Source organism: Pseudomonas sp. MF6396, assembly GCF_002018915.1.
In the GTDB taxonomy this organism is placed as follows: domain Bacteria; phylum Pseudomonadota; class Gammaproteobacteria; order Pseudomonadales; family Pseudomonadaceae; genus Aquipseudomonas; species Aquipseudomonas palmensis.
In genome coordinates, this window is sequence record NZ_MVOK01000034.1 from 1 (window position 1) to 16,829 (window position 16,829).

18 protein-coding genes and 1 pseudogene are annotated in these 16,829 nt (G+C 60.7%); 13 read left to right on the plus strand and 6 right to left on the minus strand.

Annotated features, from left to right (window positions below):
- The 8 genes and pseudogenes from MF6396_RS24895 to gdhA form a co-directional block, all read left to right on the plus strand.
- Positions 1 to 711: pseudogene (locus tag MF6396_RS24895) on the plus strand (hypothetical protein); the annotation flags it as partial.
- Positions 712 to 961: 250 nt separating this feature from the next.
- Positions 962 to 1,483: a hypothetical protein gene (locus MF6396_RS24900; RefSeq protein WP_078481772.1), complete on the plus strand. Its 522-nt coding sequence runs from the start codon at positions 962 to 964 to the stop codon at positions 1,481 to 1,483.
- Between the two features lie 272 nt (positions 1,484 to 1,755).
- Positions 1,756 to 2,142: a hypothetical protein gene (locus tag MF6396_RS28525; protein WP_153046116.1), complete on the plus strand. Its 387-nt coding sequence runs from the start codon at positions 1,756 to 1,758 to the stop codon at positions 2,140 to 2,142.
- 307 nt (positions 2,143 to 2,449) lie between these two features.
- Positions 2,450 to 2,836, plus strand: a complete 387-nt coding sequence (locus MF6396_RS28530; protein WP_146094998.1) for a hypothetical protein — start codon at positions 2,450 to 2,452, stop codon at positions 2,834 to 2,836.
- A gap of 113 nt (positions 2,837 to 2,949) precedes the next feature.
- The gene (locus MF6396_RS24905; protein ID WP_238596474.1) at positions 2,950 to 3,588 is read left to right on the plus strand and encodes an SMI1/KNR4 family protein; all 639 of its coding nucleotides are present in this window, start codon (positions 2,950 to 2,952) and stop codon (positions 3,586 to 3,588) included.
- A gap of 217 nt (positions 3,589 to 3,805) precedes the next feature.
- Positions 3,806 to 4,069, plus strand: coding sequence for a PAAR domain-containing protein (locus tag MF6396_RS24910; protein WP_054916267.1), 264 nt, complete (start codon positions 3,806 to 3,808; stop codon positions 4,067 to 4,069).
- Positions 4,070 to 4,189: 120 nt separating this feature from the next.
- Positions 4,190 to 5,854, plus strand: a complete 1,665-nt coding sequence (ettA, locus tag MF6396_RS24915) for an energy-dependent translational throttle protein EttA (RefSeq protein WP_043860207.1) — start codon at positions 4,190 to 4,192, stop codon at positions 5,852 to 5,854.
- 265 nt (positions 5,855 to 6,119) lie between these two features.
- Complete coding sequence (gene gdhA / locus MF6396_RS24920; protein ID WP_043860208.1) at positions 6,120 to 7,457, plus strand: NADP-specific glutamate dehydrogenase; 1,338 nt, start codon at positions 6,120 to 6,122, stop codon at positions 7,455 to 7,457.
- Here the strand turns inward: gdhA and MF6396_RS24925 are convergent.
- From MF6396_RS24925 to MF6396_RS24940, 4 genes are all read right to left on the minus strand, one after another.
- Positions 7,454 to 7,942 (minus strand): GreA/GreB family elongation factor, encoded by a 489-nt coding sequence (locus MF6396_RS24925; RefSeq protein ID WP_078481773.1) that lies wholly within the window; start codon positions 7,940 to 7,942, stop codon positions 7,454 to 7,456. The two genes, gdhA and MF6396_RS24925, sit on opposite strands and share 4 nt — an antisense overlap.
- A 67-nt stretch (positions 7,943 to 8,009) precedes the next feature.
- Complete coding sequence (locus tag MF6396_RS24930) at positions 8,010 to 8,360, minus strand: hypothetical protein (protein WP_043860210.1); 351 nt, start codon at positions 8,358 to 8,360, stop codon at positions 8,010 to 8,012.
- 155 nt (positions 8,361 to 8,515) lie between these two features.
- Positions 8,516 to 10,369: an Lnb N-terminal periplasmic domain-containing protein gene (locus MF6396_RS24935; RefSeq protein WP_043860211.1), complete on the minus strand. Its 1,854-nt coding sequence runs from the start codon at positions 10,367 to 10,369 to the stop codon at positions 8,516 to 8,518.
- 79 nt (positions 10,370 to 10,448) lie between these two features.
- A complete protein-coding gene (locus tag MF6396_RS24940) occupies positions 10,449 to 10,937 on the minus strand; it encodes a DUF3015 domain-containing protein (protein WP_043860212.1) in 489 nt (162 codons plus the stop codon).
- Positions 10,938 to 11,213: 276 nt separating this feature from the next.
- On the opposite strand from MF6396_RS24940, the gene MF6396_RS24945 reads away from it, so the two are divergent.
- The 5 genes from MF6396_RS24945 (at position 11,214) to MF6396_RS24965 (ending at position 15,951) form a co-directional block, all read left to right on the plus strand.
- Positions 11,214 to 13,652, plus strand: coding sequence for a Lon protease family protein (locus MF6396_RS24945; RefSeq protein ID WP_043860213.1), 2,439 nt, complete (start codon positions 11,214 to 11,216; stop codon positions 13,650 to 13,652).
- 216 nt (positions 13,653 to 13,868) lie between these two features.
- Positions 13,869 to 14,210, plus strand: coding sequence for a PA4575 family protein (locus tag MF6396_RS24950; protein ID WP_043860214.1), 342 nt, complete (start codon positions 13,869 to 13,871; stop codon positions 14,208 to 14,210).
- A gap of 108 nt (positions 14,211 to 14,318) precedes the next feature.
- On the plus strand, positions 14,319 to 14,807 hold the full coding sequence (locus MF6396_RS24955; protein ID WP_043860215.1) for a TIGR00645 family protein: 489 nt from the start codon (positions 14,319 to 14,321) through the stop codon (positions 14,805 to 14,807).
- A 134-nt stretch (positions 14,808 to 14,941) separates the two neighbouring features.
- Positions 14,942 to 15,247 (plus strand): DUF6482 family protein, encoded by a 306-nt coding sequence (locus tag MF6396_RS24960; RefSeq protein ID WP_043860216.1) that lies wholly within the window; start codon positions 14,942 to 14,944, stop codon positions 15,245 to 15,247.
- 86 nt (positions 15,248 to 15,333) lie between these two features.
- Positions 15,334 to 15,951 carry an FKBP-type peptidyl-prolyl cis-trans isomerase gene (locus tag MF6396_RS24965; protein ID WP_043860217.1) on the plus strand — a complete coding sequence of 206 codons (618 nt, stop codon included), beginning with the start codon at positions 15,334 to 15,336 and terminating at the stop codon, positions 15,949 to 15,951.
- A gap of 79 nt (positions 15,952 to 16,030) precedes the next feature.
- Here the strand turns inward: MF6396_RS24965 and MF6396_RS24970 are convergent, their stop codons facing one another.
- On the minus strand, positions 16,031 to 16,279 hold the full coding sequence (locus tag MF6396_RS24970) for a PA4570 family protein (protein ID WP_043860218.1): 249 nt from the start codon (positions 16,277 to 16,279) through the stop codon (positions 16,031 to 16,033).
- Positions 16,280 to 16,412: 133 nt separating this feature from the next.
- Positions 16,413 to 16,754 (minus strand): zinc ribbon domain-containing protein YjdM, encoded by a 342-nt coding sequence (locus MF6396_RS24975; RefSeq protein WP_043860219.1) that lies wholly within the window; start codon positions 16,752 to 16,754, stop codon positions 16,413 to 16,415.
- Between the last annotated feature and the right edge of the window lie 75 nt (positions 16,755 to 16,829).

Consider the following 16,829-nt stretch of genomic DNA (forward strand, 5'->3'; position numbering starts at 1 on the left):
GCCTACGACGGCAACGGCAGGCTGATCCAGGCCATCAACGCCGCGAGCAAACTGCAGTGGTTCCATGACGAGGCCGGCAACCTCGTTCGTGAACACCAGCACTACCTGGCCACCGGCACCCCGATGGTCGCGGTGTGGCAGCACGAGTACGACGCCCTCAACCTGCGTACCTCCACCACTCGTCCGGACGGGCACAAGGTCAGCTGGCTGACCTACGGTAGCGGTCATCTGTTGGGCATGACGGTCGATCACCATGAGCTGCTGGCCTACGAGCGCGATGACCTGCACCGCGAGGTTGTGCGGCATCAGGGCAACAGGTTGAGCCAGACTCAGGCGTGGGACCCGGCGGGGCGCCTGCAGGAACAGCTGCTGGGCAGCCAGGACGGCAAATCGACCCTGCTCAAGCGTGAGTATCAGTACGACGCGGTAGGCCAGCTGACCGACATCCACGACACCCGTCGTGGTCATCTGGCCTACCAGTACGATCCGATTGGCCGCCTGTTGCAGGCCCCCAGCCGGCTGGGGGTGGAGACCTTCGCCTTCGACCCGGCCGGCAAACTGCTGGACGACAAGCACCACGAACTGACGCGGTCGCTGGAGCGCACGCCAAAGCGCAACCGTTTGATGGCCCCACCCGACAACTCGCAGATGACGCACACGCGGTGCTGGATCCTACAGCGCAAAGATTTAAGTCCACTGCTGTCGGGGTGATGCCTGACGGCAGTATGGGGATAGCGCCAAGTGATAAGAAAGTCCCAAGAGTTCAACGGGAATTTGCTGAGGAAAAAGGTTTGGCTGTTGTAAATGGAGTTGGACATGCTGAGGAAACCCTTATCAATGCTGGAGCTACTCATGTGGATGCTAACAGGGGAGTATGCTTGGACTGTGAAACCATGATGCGAGATGGAAAAGTGACTACTGATACACCTTTTACTGGAAAGAAAAGTAAGCGGAGGCTGTAATGAAATTTAGCTATGATTTGTTGTTTGGGTTGCCAGATGAGAAAATTGCTTTGTTCTGTTTGTTAGGCGCTCAAAGGATGGAGGGTATATATGATAAGTTTTGCAAAAAATACTTGGGTGGTGTTAATGCTAATTCGGATGCGCTGAGGGAGTTATTTGAACTTCTTGAAGGTGGGGGGAAGAGTCGGTTGGAGTTAATTTACAATAGGGTGTATTTCGCTATCCCGGATACAGAAGATTATGATGATGAACTGGCCGATCAAGCCCAGTGTGCAATAATCAGTACGTCCTACTGTATTTCATATTTAGTGGAAAAAAATAGAGAGATGGCACGTTTTGTGGTTGAAAAAATTTTTGACGCAATTGATGTGTTGGGGGAAGATGTTGGTATGTTTATTGCGGCTGAAGTAAGTTGGTGTGAAGAGTTGATAAATTATTTGAGTGCATCAGATTTGAGTGATAATGCTTTCGTTGAGTGTTTGGTGGTGAGGAATTTGGGGCACTCGATTCCGGTAGTTTGAGTTCGAAGTAAAGGTGTTTTTTAAAGGTATTAAGCTGCTCTTTCCGAAGTTGATTAAAGAGAAGTAATTGGTACGTGGGTGGTGATGCAGGTGGCGGTTAAGCATCTGTGGCACATGCTCTGCGCAAGGCTCCGATACGGTTGTCTCCGCCTGAAAATATCAAAAGCGGGCATGGCCCGGGTGCGGTTCACATTCCGCCAAACCAAGTCCCTAAAGAATGGAGCGTCATTCCCCCCCGGGGGCTGAACCATCACAACCGATAAGAGGTTAAAGTGCTTAACGAAGCAGCAAGTAAAATATTCGATGACTATTATGGTTTTGATGATGGTTTTATCAAATCATTTGAATATGATTTTTTTCACGCGGATGCATTGAGAATAAAAATAGATGTGTATGCTAGGAACTATGAGCTCGAAGGTGATGTGTGGCGAACTGTTCGAATAATTATTGATGGTGTCAGTGAGGTGCGGTCTGTGTTCGAGGCGGGTGCTTTTAATGTTATTTGCTCTCGTGTGAAGCTATTGAATTTTGATGGTAAATGGTGTGTTGAGGTCGATGGAGACTTTGGTGATATCCCTATATCGCTGGAGGCAATTAGAGGCTACAGTACGTGCTACGTTCTGGGGGAGAGGGTGGAAGTGCTGGAGGTCGATGAATAACGTAGCGGCTTAATGTCGGATGCTGTTTGGGAGTGGCTGGTTAAAATTGTTTTCAGATTAACTGGAAGGGTTAGTTAGGTTTGCTGGAGGATTGGGTCGATTTCACGATGGTATCGTGAACACTTTTAGTGTGAGTTTACGCGGCACGGTACAGCTGCGTCAGGTCATGGGCACCTTCTAGATCCTCCCGGTAACTTCAAGAGTGCACATGGATCCGGCGCGGTACATGTTCACCCAAGCAAGGTTCCAGACGGTTGGAGTATTATTCCACCTGGCACCAAGCCTTCGCAGCCATTAGGTGGTTGAAATGTTTAATGAAGACGCAGTTGGGCTTGTTGACGGATTTGATCGATTCAATGATGGAGTAATGAACTATTTTAAGTATGAATTTTTGGGGGACGGTACGCTTTCTGTGCATATCGAATTCTGCGCCCGTGATTACAGGATTGAGGGGAATGTATGGAAAAGGGTCAGGGTGATTGTTGCTCACGTTGACGAAGTTCGTTCTACATTTTCTGGTGGGCAAACAAATGTTGTATGCTCTGGTGTCAAGCTTTTGAAATTCGGTGAGGTGTGGTGTGTTGAGGTGGATGGTGATTACGGGCCAAATGATCCATCTTCTCTTGAAGAAATTAGAAAGTACGGTTCTTGCTACATAACTGGCGATACTGTCGAGGTGGTTGAGGTTGAGTGAGTTGTATTTTTTGTGCTCGGACGTGGCGCAGGTTAAAGCAGTTACTGGCATGTGAACGAAAATACAAGCGACCTCATGCGGCGTGATCGACCAGGCCATAGCGTGCCAAGGAGTTGGATCTCAAATTCTGTTACATGATGGAGCCGTTTCAGGGTGTTACCGATCTGGCATATTCGCAGGACAGCGCAGTGTCCTCAGACGTGTTGAAAACCTGCTTGAATCACTACTTGCTGCACGATGATCTTCTGGACGTGAGTCAGGGCCACCAATACAGTGCTCAACGCGGGATTCTTGTAGCCTCCAGTGATGGATTTCGAAACCGAATGTCAAAAACGCGTGTCATCGGCACAACGCTTTCTGCAATCGCTTCTGCAGAGAAGGACCTGAACAGAACGTTCCCCACATCCTTTTCCCGCTGGCTGCTTGCCAACAATGGACGGTCACTGGGTGGCCTGGTGGTGTTTCCCGTGTTCGACAGCCGAGACCCGAGGAAGACCTGGGACTCGATCGTCCGAAATTACACGTCAGGGTGGCAGGCGTGGCTGGAAAATTTCTCGCAATCGCCTGAGCGTTTTGCACCGCTGTTGCCCTTCGCAGAGTTTGGAACAGGTGATTATTATTGCTTCGATTATGACGCGCGAGGCGCCTCAGGCGAACCTGCCGTGGTGTTGTGGGATCATGAAACGGGCAGTGCCCGCCGTGTTGCGGATGACTTTGAGCAGTGGCTGAGTAGCGTTGATCCTGCTCCTTAACGATCATCAGTAGCCCTGGATGGCTTGAATGTTTGACAGCGACTATGAGGATCTGGGCAGCCCAGCGTGATACCCGCTCGATGACGCCCGCGTTCCCACGACATGCAACGGCATGTTGATGTTCAGCCCTCTTCCAATCAGGCACCATCGGACGTGAGTGCAAAGGCCTGCACCTCCACACGTAATACATCCCATCACACAAGGACGGACCCACCTCATGAAAGACATTGTTCGCCTGGGCGATGCCACCACCCACGGTGGCGTGGTACTCGAAGCCTTTTCCAACACCAACCTCAATGGCAAGCCGATTGCCGGGGTAGGGCACAGCGTCAGTTGCCCCCTGTGCAAAGGGGTATTTCCCATTGCCGAGGGCAGCAGCACCTACAGCGTCGGCGGTACGCCCGTGGCGCTGGATGGCATGAAGACCGCCTGCGGCGCCGCGCTGATCGCCAGTGGCCCCAAGGGCGCAGTCATCAGCTAGGCATTGCCCGCAACGTGCACTTTCCCCCCCGGCCGCACCGCCAGTCGCGACGATGGCCGGGGTACCCAATTGTGTCTACAATCAGCTCCTTTGATTGACCTACTTACTGGAGCTCACGTTTTGGCTCAATACGTCTACACCATGCATCGGCTGAGCAAAGTTGTGCCGCCGAAGCGGGAAATCCTCAAGAACATTTCGCTGTCCTTTTTCCCCGGCGCCAAGATCGGCGTGCTCGGCCTCAACGGTTCGGGTAAATCCACCCTGCTGAAAATCATGGCCGGCGTCGACACCGAGTTCGACGGCGAAGCGCGTCCGATGCCCGATCTGAATGTCGGCTACCTGCCGCAAGAGCCGCAACTGGACCCTACCAAGACCGTGCGTGAGGTGGTCGAAGAGGCCGTCAGCGTGATCAAGGACGCCCAGGCCCGCCTGGACGAGGTCTACGCCGCCTATGCCGACCCGGACGCCGACTTCGACAAGCTGGCCGCCGAACAGGCCAAGCTGGAAGCGATCCTGCAGGCCAGCGACGGTCACAACCTCGAGCGCCAGCTGGAAGTCGCCGCCGACGCGCTGCGCCTGCCGGCCTGGGACGCCAAGGTCGAACACCTGTCCGGTGGCGAGAAGCGCCGCGTGGCCCTGTGCCGCCTGCTGCTGTCGGCCCCCGACATGCTGCTGCTCGACGAACCGACCAACCACCTGGATGCCGACTCGGTCGCCTGGCTGGAGCACTTCCTGCACGACTTCCCGGGCACCGTGGTCGCTATTACCCACGACCGTTACTTCCTGGACAACGTCGCCGGCTGGATTCTGGAACTCGACCGCGGCGCCGGTATTCCTTACGAGGGCAACTATTCGGGTTGGCTGGAAGCCAAGTCGGACCGCCTGGCCCAGGAGTCCAAGCAGCAGTCGGCCCATGAAAAGGCCATGAAGGAAGAACTGGAATGGGTGCGCAAAGGCGCCAAGGCCCGCCAGTCCAAATCCAAGGCGCGTCTGCAACGCTTCGAAGAAATGCAGTCGCAGGAATTCCAGAAGCGCAGCGAAACCAACGAGATCTACATCCCGGCCGGCCCGCGCCTGGGTGACAAGGTCATCGAGTTCAAGAACGTCACCAAGGGCTACGGCGACCGCGTTCTGATCGACAACCTGTCGTTCAGCATGCCAAAAGGCGCCATTGTCGGTGTGATCGGCGGTAACGGCGCCGGTAAATCGACCCTGTTCCGCATGCTGATGGGCAAGGAGCAACCGGACTCGGGCAGCATCGAGATCGGTGAAACCGTGCAACTGGCCTGCGTCGACCAGAGCCGCGAAGACCTGGACGGCGGCAAGACCGTGTTCCAGCAGATCTCCGACGGTTCCGACCAGATCCGCATCGGCAACTACGAGATCCCGGCGCGTACCTACGTGGGGCGCTTCAACTTCAAGGGCGGCGACCAGCAGAAGTTCGTCAAGGACCTCTCCGGTGGTGAGCGTGGCCGCCTGCACCTGGCGTTGACGCTCAAAGAGGGCGGCAACGTGCTGCTGCTCGACGAACCGTCCAACGACCTCGACGTCGAAACCCTGCGTTCGCTGGAGGAAGCCCTGCTGGACTTCCCGGGCGCCGCTATCGTGATCTCTCACGATCGGTGGTTCCTTGACCGTGTGGCTACCCACATCCTGGCCTACGAAGACGATTCGCAGGCGGTGTTCTTCGAAGGCAACTACACCGAGTACGAAGCCGATCGCAAGAAGCGCCTGGGTGAAGCCGCTGCCCAGCCGCACCGGGTACGGCACAAGAAACTGGCATGACCTTCACGGTCTTGCACTGAAACGGGGCCTTCGGGCCCCGTTTTTTTTGCCTGGAATCCGGGTGAATCCTTCGCCGGCAAGGCCGGCTCCTACAGGGTTGTGCGGCCTGCTGTAGGAGCAGGCTTTGCCGGCGAAGGTGTATACATTTATAGAAATGCACCATTTATTTCCATAAAAACGACATTTTGCCCTGTTGCGGTGCGAGCGGTTCTTGGTAAAGTCCTGAAAAAACTAATAAGTCCAACTCTATCTGGTGAATGTCTAAATGATCGAATCCGTCGAAGACTTCCTCGCACGCCTGCAAAAACGCGACCCTGCCCAGCCCGAGTTCCATCAGGCCGTGGAAGAGGTACTGCGCAGCCTGTGGCCCTTCCTCGAAGCCAACCCGCACTACCTGCAGGCCGGTATTCTCGAACGCATGGTCGAGCCGGAGCGGGCCATTCTGTTCCGTGTATCGTGGGTCGACGACAAGGGCAGGGTGCGTGTCAACCGTGGCTACCGCATCCAGATGAGCAGCGCCATCGGCCCATACAAGGGCGGCCTGCGTTTCCACCCTTCGGTGAACCTCGGCGTGCTGAAGTTCCTGGCCTTCGAACAGGTACTCAAGAATTCCCTCACCTCGCTGCCCATGGGCGGCGGCAAGGGCGGCTCGGACTTCGACCCCAAGGGCAAGAGCGACGCCGAAGTCATGCGCTTCTGCCAGGCATTCATGAGCGAGCTGTACCGCCACATCGGCGCCGACCTCGACGTGCCGGCCGGTGACATCGGCGTAGGTGGTCGCGAAATCGGCTTCCTGTTCGGCCAGTACAAGCGCCTGGCCAACCAGTTCACCTCGGTGCTGACCGGCAAGGGCATGAACTACGGCGGCAGCCTGATTCGCCCCGAAGCCACCGGCTACGGCTGCGTGTACTTCGCCGAAGAAATGCTCAAGCGCGACGGCCTGCGCATCGACGGTCGCCGTGTGGCCATCTCCGGCTCCGGCAACGTGGCGCAATATGCCGCGCGCAAGGTCATGGACCTGGGCGGCAAGGTCATCTCGCTTTCCGACTCCGAGGGTACCCTGTACTGCGAAGCCGGCCTGAACGATGCGCAGTGGGATGCGCTGATGGAGCTCAAGAACGTCAAGCGCGGCCGCCTGAGCGAGCTGGGCGGCGAGTTCGGCCTGGAGTTCCGCGCCGGCCAGCGCCCATGGAGCCTGGCCTGCGACATCGCCCTGCCGTGCGCCACCCAGAACGAGCTGGACGCCGAAGACGCACGCACCCTGCTGCGCAACGGCTGCATCTGCGTGGCCGAAGGCGCCAACATGCCGACCACCCTGGACGCCGTGGACCTCTTCATCGAAGCCGGCATCCTGTTCGCCCCGGGCAAGGCCTCCAACGCCGGCGGCGTGGCCGTCAGCGGCCTGGAGATGTCGCAGAACGCCATGCGCCTGCTGTGGACGGCCGGCGAGGTTGACAGCAAGCTGCACAACATCATGCAGTCGATCCACCATGCCTGCGTGTACTACGGCGAAGAGAACGGCCGCATCAACTACGTCAAGGGCGCCAACATCGCCGGCTTCGTCAAGGTTGCCGACGCCATGCTGGCCCAGGGCGTGGTCTAGGTCTGCGGCTCGATGGCGATGACCTCGATCAGTTGATCACCCGCCGGTCGTCGCCACAGCACCTCGTCACCGGGCGCTGCCCCCAGCAGTGCCCGGCCCAGGGGTGACCCCCAGTTGATCAGGCCACTGGCGGCATAGGCCTGGTCTTCGCCGACCAGTTGCACTTCATGCTGGCGGCCTTCTTCATCGACAAACACAACCCGGCTACCGATCTGCACCTTGCTCTGCGAGGTGGCGGGTGCGGCCACCTGGGCGCTCTGCACGCGGGCGCTGAAGTAGCGCAGGTCGCGCTCGACCTCGGCCAGGCGTTGTTTGTCGGGGTCGCCCAGCAGCGTGCTGCGCAGGGTCTCCAGTTCGCTGACCCGCTGCTTGAGCAGGGTCAGGCCCTGGGCGGTGACGTGGTTGGGTTGTTCGCTGATGCGCCGCTCTACCGGTTGATTGGCCTGATCGGCGGCCTGGTCTTCGTTGACGAATGCTCGGCTCATGGTTGGCCTCCTTTGTAGGAAGACCATGATGCGCGGTCACCGGTTGCATCGAATGTTCGAGGGCGACCTATTGGCGTCGATAGGCGCGGGCGGCGTCGCGGTCCTTTTCTTGCTGCCACTGCTGGTCGCGCTCGTCCCAGTGGCGGCTGCGGTAGGTATCCTGGTCCTGGCTCTGCTGCATGGCCTGGCACTGGCGAAAGCCGTCGTCCCAGCCGGTCTCGTACTGGCGGTCGTGCAGATAGCGCGGCACGTCCTTGCGAAACTCGCCCATCATCACGCCTGCGGCCTGGTGGCCGCTGCTGCAGCCGGCCTGGAAGCCGTCGGCGTAGGGGGCAGGGTAGCCTTGCTCGATCAGTTGATCGTGGGTGCTGGCGCAACCGCCCAGCATCATTGCCACCAGTACCCAGTGCCCGCGCATGTTCGAACTCTCCACCTGTTGGGGGGAAGTCTAGGTGCTGGTGTGTGCAAGAGAGGTCAAAAAGATGTCAAACAATTGGATCGCATCGCGGATCAAGCCCGCTCCCACAAGGTTTCTCACTGCCCTTGTGGGAGCGGGCTTGACCCGCGATGACTTCAGTAGTTGTACCACTTCACCTCGAGCATCACCTCGTTCTGCGCCGTCGCCAGCTGGCTGAACTCGCGCCTGGCACTCAGGCGCAGGCCCAGGTTGCGCGACAGTTCCCACTGCTGGTTGAGGCTCAGGCTGCGGCGGACCTCGCCATTGGTGAAGTAGTCGCCCTTGGCCTCCAGGCTCAGGTTGCCCAGCCCGTTGCGCCACAGCACGCCGGTGTTGAACCCTGCCGCGGGTGCGATGAACCCGGCAAAGTCATTGTTGTGCTCCACCCGCACCGTGCCCAGGGCAAACCCGAGCATGTCCTCGCCCAACTGCCAGGTGCCCCCGGCGCCGCCATTCACATGGCTGACCAGCACCTCGTTCTCATGCTTGCCCAGCACCCGTTCCAACCCGCCGGCCACCTGCCACGACCACGGCTTGAGCAGGTCGTTGCGCGGCGTCAGCGAGCGGATCGTGGCCAGGTCCAGGCGCTGCACCTGCCAGTCGTTGTGTTCGTACTGGCGCACCTTCAGTTGCAGGATCTCGATCTGCGCGCCCAGCGGGAAGCCGTAGGCGTTGTCGTTGAGGTCGTGATAGGCCATGCGCAGCCCGTACTCGGCAAAGGCCCGGTCTTCTCGGGTACCCACGCCCAGCTGCCAGGTGCGCGACTCGTGGCCGTCCTCCGGCAGCCCGGGGCGTTCGATCTGCAACGGCGGTGGCGGGTTGCGATTGATCGCGCGCAGCAACTCGAAGCTGCGCCTGGCCCGCTCCGGGTCGCGCTCCAGGCCATTGGCGCGGTAGCGCTCCAGGCGATAGGCGGCGTCCTGCACCAGCGCCTGGCGCTCGCGCGGCAGCTCGGTGAAGGCGGGGCTCTGCAGTTGCGCGGTGTCGGCGCTCACGGCCAGCACCTGCTGCTGTTCGGCATGGTCCAGCGGTTTGGCCCGCTCCAGCAGCTCGCGCTCGCGCGATGGGCGGTAGTCGGTACGCGCCACCAGCCCGGACTGTTTCACCGCCTTGACCGTGTCGGTGGGGATCGCCGTGAGCGGGAACTGCGAGGTCAGGTCCAGGCTCGGCCGTGCCACCTGCAGCAGTTCGAGCAGGCGATACGAGCAGTTTTCGTCGAAGAAGAAATAGTCGAACTGGATCTGCTTGAGTTCCCAGATGTGCTCGACCATGCGCCCGGTTTCCTCGGGCGTGAGGTTCAGCCGGTATTCCCACAGGTCGCGGTTTTCCAGGCTGCGGTACTCGGACAGCTTCTCCTGGTAGGGCACCAGCGCGAACAGGCCGGGGTAGCCGCCCATCAGGCCCTTCCAGGCATACAGGATGCTGTTGTCGTTGCCCTCGATGTAGGCGCCGAAGTTGATCGCGTAGCTCAGCAGTGCGGTGTTGTCGCTCTGCACGTCGGCCTGGTCGATACGCAGCAGCGTGTGCCCGAACATCGACGAGGGGCTGTTCAGGTAGGCCGCCGGGAAGATCATCACCGCGCTGTGCGGCGACACATCCGAGTACCACTGGGTGTAGGCCTTGCAGTCCGGCGCCGGCAGGTCGGTGAGCTGCAACTGCTCGCGCAGCCAGCGGGTGCGCGCCGGGAATACGCATTGCGCGTGCTGGTCGCCCAGGCTGGCCGGGGCGTACAGCGCCTCATAGGTGGCGCGCAGTTCCTGGTCAGGGTGGTGCGCACCGTCCTTGGCCAGGAAGAATTTGGGGTCGTCCACGTAGCTGCGCCATCCGCCGAGCTTGGCGGTTTCGTAATGGCCCAGGGAGATCCAGTAGCGGTCGTTGGCCAGTGCGTGCAGACGAGCATCGTCCAGCACGGTGGCAGCGTGCAGCGGGGCGCAGGCACAGAGCGCCAGGTAGGCAAGGCGTTTGAGCATGTCGGGCAACTACGTCTGAATGATGCCGATAGAGGCGGGCAAACAAACCCGCCCCGTGGTCGGGGCGGGTGTGCCGAGCTTAGGCCGGGGTTGCGTATTTGGCCAGACGGGCGTCGCTTTTCAGGACGGCGAGGGTGTTGGTGTGAACATCTTCAGCGGTAGCGTCGGCTGTGGTGAAGATTTCCTGGAAGTGCTGGTGGGTCACGGCCGCGAAGTGCGCACGGTCTTCCGGTGCGACGCCCAGTACCACCGCGTAGGTGGTCAGTGCTTCGCCCTGGCCTTGCGCCATGTCTTCGGACAGCTCGTTCATCATGCCATTCATGGCGAACCAGGATTTGCCGCCATAGGTCAGCGACGCATTGGTGGAGCAGCCGTTGGTGCCCGAGGTCATGCCGAAGGTGGCGTTGCCCGAGGTACCGTTGGTGGTGGATGCGAGGAAGTGAGCCGGCGTGCCGCGTTGGCCCTCGAACAGCATGTTGCCCCAGCCGCAGTCCGGGCCGCCTGGCGCCTGGGCCATGGCGTTGAGCGAAACCGCGGTGAACAGAGTACCCAGAAGAATCCGTTTCATAGCATTGTTCTCTTTCTGATGTTCAAACCAAAGGTCAGGGTTATCTGGCATGTCTGTAGGACTAGTTGCCAGGACGGGTCGGTTGTTTACCCAGCCGCGCAGTTTGGAGTTTAGGCACGATCTAAGGGTTCCGTGATTAATTGCAAAAGATTGCTTGAAATAATTGACGCGGAGCAGGTTTTCGACCCTGCGCGCTAAAGCGTTGAAGAGCCTTGCAAGCCGGGCGCAGGCGGCGCCAGAATGCCGTCATCCGCCCCGCCGAAGTAAGGAAGCCCGATGCCCGATCCTGTTGCTGCGAGCCTGCGTCTTGCGCCCGAAGCCCTGACCCGGCCGTTTTCCGCTGAACAGTTCGATTTTTCCACCACCAATGATCTGGAGCCCTTTCGCGGTGTGCTAGGCCAGGAACGTGCAGTCGAAGCCTTGCAGTTCGGCGTCGCCATGCCACGCCCCGGTTACAACGTGTTTGTCATGGGCGAGCCGGGCACCGGCCGCTTCTCGTTCGTCAAGCGCTACCTCAAGGCAGAAGGCAAGCGCCTGCAGACGCCGTCCGACTGGCTGTACGTCAACAACTTCGACGAGCCCCGCGAGCCCAAGGCGTTCGAGCTGCCGGCCGGCAGTGCCGGGGCCTTCATCGCCGATATCGGGGGCCTGATCGACAACCTGCTGGCGACCTTTCCGGCGGTGTTCGAGCACCCGTCCTATCAGCAGAAGAAAAGCGCCATCGACCGCGCCTTCAACCAGCGCTACGACCGTGCCCTGGATGTGATCGAGCGCGCCTCGCTGGAAAAGGACGTGGCCCTGTACCGCGACAGCAGCAACGTCGCCTTCACCCCCATGGCCGATGGCAAGGCGCTGGATGAGGCCGAGTTCGCCCAGTTGCCTGAGGCCGAGCGCGAGCGCTTCCACGAGGACATCGCCGCGCTGGAAGAGCGCCTCAACGAAGAGCTCGCCAGCCTGCCGCAGTGGAAGCGCGAGTCGAACAACCAGCTGCGCCAGCTCAACGAAGAAACCATCACCCTGGCCCTGCAGCCCTTGCTGGCCCCGCTGTCGGAGAAATACGCCGAAAACGCTGCGGTGTGCGCCTACCTGCAGGCCATGCAGGTCAACCTGCTGCGCACCGTGGTCGAGCAACTGGTCGACGACAGCAAGACCGACGCGGTGGCGCGCAAGATGCTCGAAGAGCAGTACGCCCCCAGCCTGGTGGTCGGCCATCACGCCAGCGGCGGCGCGCCCGTGGTGTTCGAGCCGCACCCTACCTATGACAACCTGTTCGGCCGCATCGAATACGGCAACGACCAGGGCGCGCTGTACACCACCTATCGCCAGTTGCGCCCGGGGGCGCTGCACCGCGCCAATGGCGGGTTCCTGATTCTGGAAGCCGAGAAGATGCTCGGCGAGCCGTTCGTGTGGGATGCGCTCAAGCGCGCCCTGCAATCGCGCAAGCTGAAGATGGAGTCGCCGCTGGGCGAGTTCGGTCGCCTGGCCACCGTGACCCTCACCCCGCAGATGATCCCGCTGCAGGTCAAGGTGATCATCATCGGCGCCCGCCAGCTGTACTATGCACTGCAGGACCACGACCCGGACTTCCAGGAGATGTTCCGGGTGCTGGTGGACTTCGACGAAGACATTCCCATGGTCGAGGAGAGCCTGGAGCAGTTCGCCCAGTTGCTCAAGACCCGCACCAGCGAGGAGGGCATGGCCCCGCTGACCGCCGATGCGGTGGCGCGCCTGGCCACCTACAGCGCCCGCCTGGCCGAGCACCAGGGGCGCCTGTCGGCGCGCATCGGCGACCTGTTCCAGCTGGTCAGCGAGGCGGATTTCATTCGCCACCTGGCCAACGACGAGATGACCGATGCCGGGCACATCGAGCGGGCGCTCAAGGCCAAGGCCACGCGTACCGGGCGGGTATCGGCGCGGATTCTCGACGACATGCTGGCCGGGATCATCCTGATCGACACCGAAGGCGCGGCGGTGGGCAAGTGCAATGGCCTGACCGTGCTGGAGGTGGGCGATTCGGCGTTCGGTGTGCCGGCGCGGATTTCCGCCACGGTGTACCCGGGCGGCAGCGGCATCGTGGATATCGAGCGTGAGGTCAACCTGGGCCAGCCGATCCACTCCAAGGGCGTGATGATCCTCACCGGGTACCTGGGCAGCCGCTATGCCCAGGAGTTCCCCCTGGCCATTTCGGCCAGCATCGCGCTGGAGCAGTCCTACGGCTATGTGGATGGCGACAGCGCATCACTGGGCGAGGCCTGCACGCTGATCTCGGCCCTGTCGAAAACCCCGCTCAAGCAGTGCTTTGCGATCACCGGCTCGATCAACCAGTTCGGTGAAGTGCAGGCGGTGGGCGGGGTCAACGAGAAGATCGAGGGCTTCTTCCGCCTGTGCGAGGCTCGTGGCCTGACCGGTGAGCAGGGCGCGATCATCCCGCGGGCCAACGTGGCCACGCTGATGCTCGACGAGCGCGTGCTGCAGGCGGTGCGCGCCGGGCAATTCCATGTGTACGCAGTCAGTCAGGCCGACGAGGCCCTGAGCCTGCTGGTGGGCGAGCCGGCCGGGCAGCCGAACGAGGAGGGCGAGTTCCCCGAGGGCAGCATCAATGCGCGGGTGGTCGAGCGGTTGCGGGTGATTGCCGAGATGATCAGCGAAGAGGACCTCAAGGAAGCCGAGAAGGAGCAGGCCGAAGAGGCGTTGGCGCAGGTGAAGCCTTCCTGACCGCGGTGGGTTCTTCGCCGGCAATGCCGGCTCCTACATGTGGGAGTCGGCATTGCCGGCGAAGGGGGCAGTTCGGCGCACGGCACATGACCGCTCGGCGCCGACCGCTTGTCGCCGGCGGATTTCTTCTATCCTCAAGGCATGGACCGTCGTGCGCAAAAGGATCGAAACCAGCCTGGCCACAGGCTACGCAACGCCTCACCGAGGACCGTCGCCATGCCGCGTACCCTCAGCCTTACCCGTCAATGCCTGGGCCTGGTGACCCGCATTGAGTGCCGTATCCGCCCGCTGGCCGGTGACACCGGCATGTGGACACTGCTGTTCGCCGCCGGCATGGCCGGCGAGCAACCCTCCGCGATCAAGGCCCAGGGGCCGTTTCACGGGCCGTTCGTGGCCGAGTCGGTGCTCAGCGCGATTGTCGACAGCCTGACCCTGCACGGCTACCAGGTGGCCGACGACCCGCAGATCTGGTGCGTGCACCTGCAGGCGCAGCTGCGTCGCATCAACGGCGAGCGGGTTCATCATGTGGGTGACCTGCAGTCCAACCCCGACACCTGAGCCGACCGTTCATCCTCCGGCCTGTGGCAGCGTGTCGCGGGCTTTTCCTGTCACAGGTGGCTGCTATACTCGCGCTCGTTTTTTTCCAGCCACCTGGTGATCTGCTCAATGGAACGCTTTATCGAAAATGCGATGTACGCCTCGCGCTGGCTGCTCGCACCCATCTATTTTGGCCTGTCCCTGGGGCTGCTGGCGTTGGCGCTGAAGTTCTTTCAGGAGATCTTCCATGTGCTGCCCAACGTCTTCTCGCTGGCCGAGTCCGACCTCATCCTGGTACTGCTGTCGCTGATCGACATGGCCCTGGTGGGCGGCCTGCTGGTGATGGTGATGATCTCCGGCTACGAGAACTTCGTGTCGCAGCTGGATATCGCCGAAGGCACCGAAAAGCTCAACTGGCTGGGCAAGATGGACTCTTCCTCGCTGAAGATGAAGGTGGCCGCCTCGATCGTGGCGATCTCCTCCATCCACCTGCTGCGGGTGTTCATGGACGCGCGCAACATCGAGACCCAGTACCTGATGTGGTACGTGATCATCCACATGACCTTCGTGGTCTCGGCGTTCGCCATGGGCTACCTGGACAAGATGACCAAGCACTGACCTGCGGGGTATCACGCCTTCAGCCGCCCGTCCGTTGCATAACGGACGGGCGGTTGCGTTTCTGGCTTGTGCTTTGGTCGATGCTGTACAAAAAATGAACGGCCTGTGGAATGTTCCAGTAGCGAGGTATCGCAATGAACCTGCATGAACTGAACAGCGAGGCCAGGGCCGGCCGGGTGGACGAACTGAACCTGATCGCCATCGAAGGGGGGGACTTCGTGCTCGAGGCCCGGGTCAAGGGCAAGGCGCACCCGTTGCTGGATGCCAAGGGGGTACGTCTCAAGGTGCACTCGGTGGTCGATGGCCAGCGTCTGCTCAATGGCTTGCCCGCCGTGCCGCTGCACCTGGTGCACTGGTCGGTGCAGGACGAGATGTGCGGCCTGCACGGCACCCCCGAAGAAGACCTCAAGGTGCCGATGCCGCGACGTACTGCCTGGTAGCTGAACTGCTTTGCCGCAGTGTGCTAGGCTGCTTGCCCTTTTCACAGCGGGCGCGGCTTTTGTGCGCCCTGTAGCGGAGCAGAAACATGTCCGAACTCAACCTGTCCACCGACGAAACCCGCGTCAGCTACGGCATTGGCCGTCAGCTGGGTGGCCAGCTGCGTGACAACCCGCCACCGGGCGTCAACCTGGACGCGATCCTGGCCGGTCTGACCGACGCCTTCAATGGCCAGGCCAGCCGCGTCAGCGAAGAAGACCTGTCGGCCAGCTTCAAGGTCATCCGTGAAATCATGCAGGCCGAAGCGGCTGCCAAGGCCGAAGCGGCCGCTGGCGAAGGCAAGGCCTTCCTGGCCGAGAACGCCAAGCGTGACGGCATCACCACCCTGGCCTCGGGCCTGCAGTTCGAAGTACTGACTGCCGGTGAAGGCGCCAAGCCAAGCCGTGAAGACAGCGTGCGCACCCACTACCACGGCACCCTGATCGACGGCACCGTGTTCGACAGCTCCTACGAGCGTGGCCAGCCGGCAGAATTCCCGGTCGGCGGCGTGATCGCTGGCTGGACCGAGGCCCTGCAACTGATGAACGCGGGCAGCAAATGGCGCCTGTACGTACCGAGCGAGCTGGCTTACGGCGCCCAGGGCGTTGGCAGCATCCCGCCGCACAGCGTGCTGGTGTTCGACGTCGAGCTGCTGGACGTACTGTAATACCTCTTCGCCGGCAAGGCCGGCTCCTACAGGGTCAGCGCGTACCCGTGTAGGAGCCGGCCTTGCCGGCGAAGCGTTTTCAGTTCCACTGCGCGCCACCCCCAGGGCGCAACGCCCGGGCATAGCAGAACAGGAACAGATTCCTCACCAGCTCCTTGAGCACCACAGGCTCGCTCGAATTCAACCCGTGAAGATCCAGGTCGCCCTGGTCGCGCAGTTCGCCCAGCGCGTCTTCTTCGAGCACGGCGCATACCTCGCCGGTTTCGCGGTGCAGGATGCGCAGGTACGGATGGGGGCGGTCAAGCCAGGCGTCTATCAGATAAGTCATGGCTATTCTCCTTGAAAGCGTCCAATGAGAATAATTCTTATTATCAAAATAGCAAGTGACTATTGGATTTTTCTTGCGATTACCGCCGGGCGGTAGGGTCGAGGCTGCGAGTGCAGCCCCGGGCAGGCAGGGGTCAGACCTTGCGCACGAATTCCGATTTCAGCTTCATCGGGCCGATGCCGTCGATCTTGCAGTCGATGTCGTGGTCGCCGTCGCACAGGCGGATGTTCTTGACCTTGGTGCCGACCTTGACCACCAGCGAGGTGCCCTTGACCTTGAGGTCCTTGATCACGGTGATGGTGTCGCCGTCCTGCAGGACGTTGCCCACCGAATCCTTCTTCACCGCTTCGTCGCTGGCCGCTTCGGCTTCACCGCTGGCCGACCACTCGTGGGCGCACTCGGGGCAGATCAGCTGGCTGGCGTCTTCGTAGGTGTATTCGGAGTTGCATTTGGGGCAGGGTGGCAAAGTGCTCACTACGGTTCCTCAGGACTACGTGCAGAAAACCCACATTGTATAGGGTTTTGCCGGCCAGAGGAAAAGCAGGCCCAT

Excerpts from the sequence above, each read along its gene's own strand:
- MF6396_RS24900 (WP_078481772.1), top strand. The coding sequence starts at position 962 with ATGAAATTTAGCTATGATTTGTTGTTTGGGTTGCCAGATGAGAAAATT.
- MF6396_RS28530 (WP_146094998.1), top strand. The coding sequence starts at position 2,450 with ATGTTTAATGAAGACGCAGTTGGGCTTGTTGACGGATTTGATCGATTC.
- MF6396_RS24910 (WP_054916267.1), top strand. The coding sequence starts at position 3,806 with ATGAAAGACATTGTTCGCCTGGGCGATGCCACCACCCACGGTGGCGTG.
- gdhA (WP_043860208.1), top strand. The coding sequence starts at position 6,120 with ATGATCGAATCCGTCGAAGACTTCCTCGCACGCCTGCAAAAACGCGAC.
- MF6396_RS24925 (WP_078481773.1), bottom strand. The coding sequence starts at position 7,942 with ATGAGCCGAGCATTCGTCAACGAAGACCAGGCCGCCGATCAGGCCAAT.
- MF6396_RS24930 (WP_043860210.1), bottom strand. The coding sequence starts at position 8,360 with ATGCGCGGGCACTGGGTACTGGTGGCAATGATGCTGGGCGGTTGCGCC.
- MF6396_RS24935 (WP_043860211.1), bottom strand. The coding sequence starts at position 10,369 with ATGCTCAAACGCCTTGCCTACCTGGCGCTCTGTGCCTGCGCCCCGCTG.
- MF6396_RS24940 (WP_043860212.1), bottom strand. The coding sequence starts at position 10,937 with ATGAAACGGATTCTTCTGGGTACTCTGTTCACCGCGGTTTCGCTCAAC.
- MF6396_RS24945 (WP_043860213.1), top strand. The coding sequence starts at position 11,214 with ATGCCCGATCCTGTTGCTGCGAGCCTGCGTCTTGCGCCCGAAGCCCTG.
- MF6396_RS24950 (WP_043860214.1), top strand. The coding sequence starts at position 13,869 with ATGCCGCGTACCCTCAGCCTTACCCGTCAATGCCTGGGCCTGGTGACC.
- MF6396_RS24955 (WP_043860215.1), top strand. The coding sequence starts at position 14,319 with ATGGAACGCTTTATCGAAAATGCGATGTACGCCTCGCGCTGGCTGCTC.
- MF6396_RS24960 (WP_043860216.1), top strand. The coding sequence starts at position 14,942 with ATGAACCTGCATGAACTGAACAGCGAGGCCAGGGCCGGCCGGGTGGAC.
- MF6396_RS24965 (WP_043860217.1), top strand. The coding sequence starts at position 15,334 with ATGTCCGAACTCAACCTGTCCACCGACGAAACCCGCGTCAGCTACGGC.
- MF6396_RS24970 (WP_043860218.1), bottom strand. The coding sequence starts at position 16,279 with ATGACTTATCTGATAGACGCCTGGCTTGACCGCCCCCATCCGTACCTG.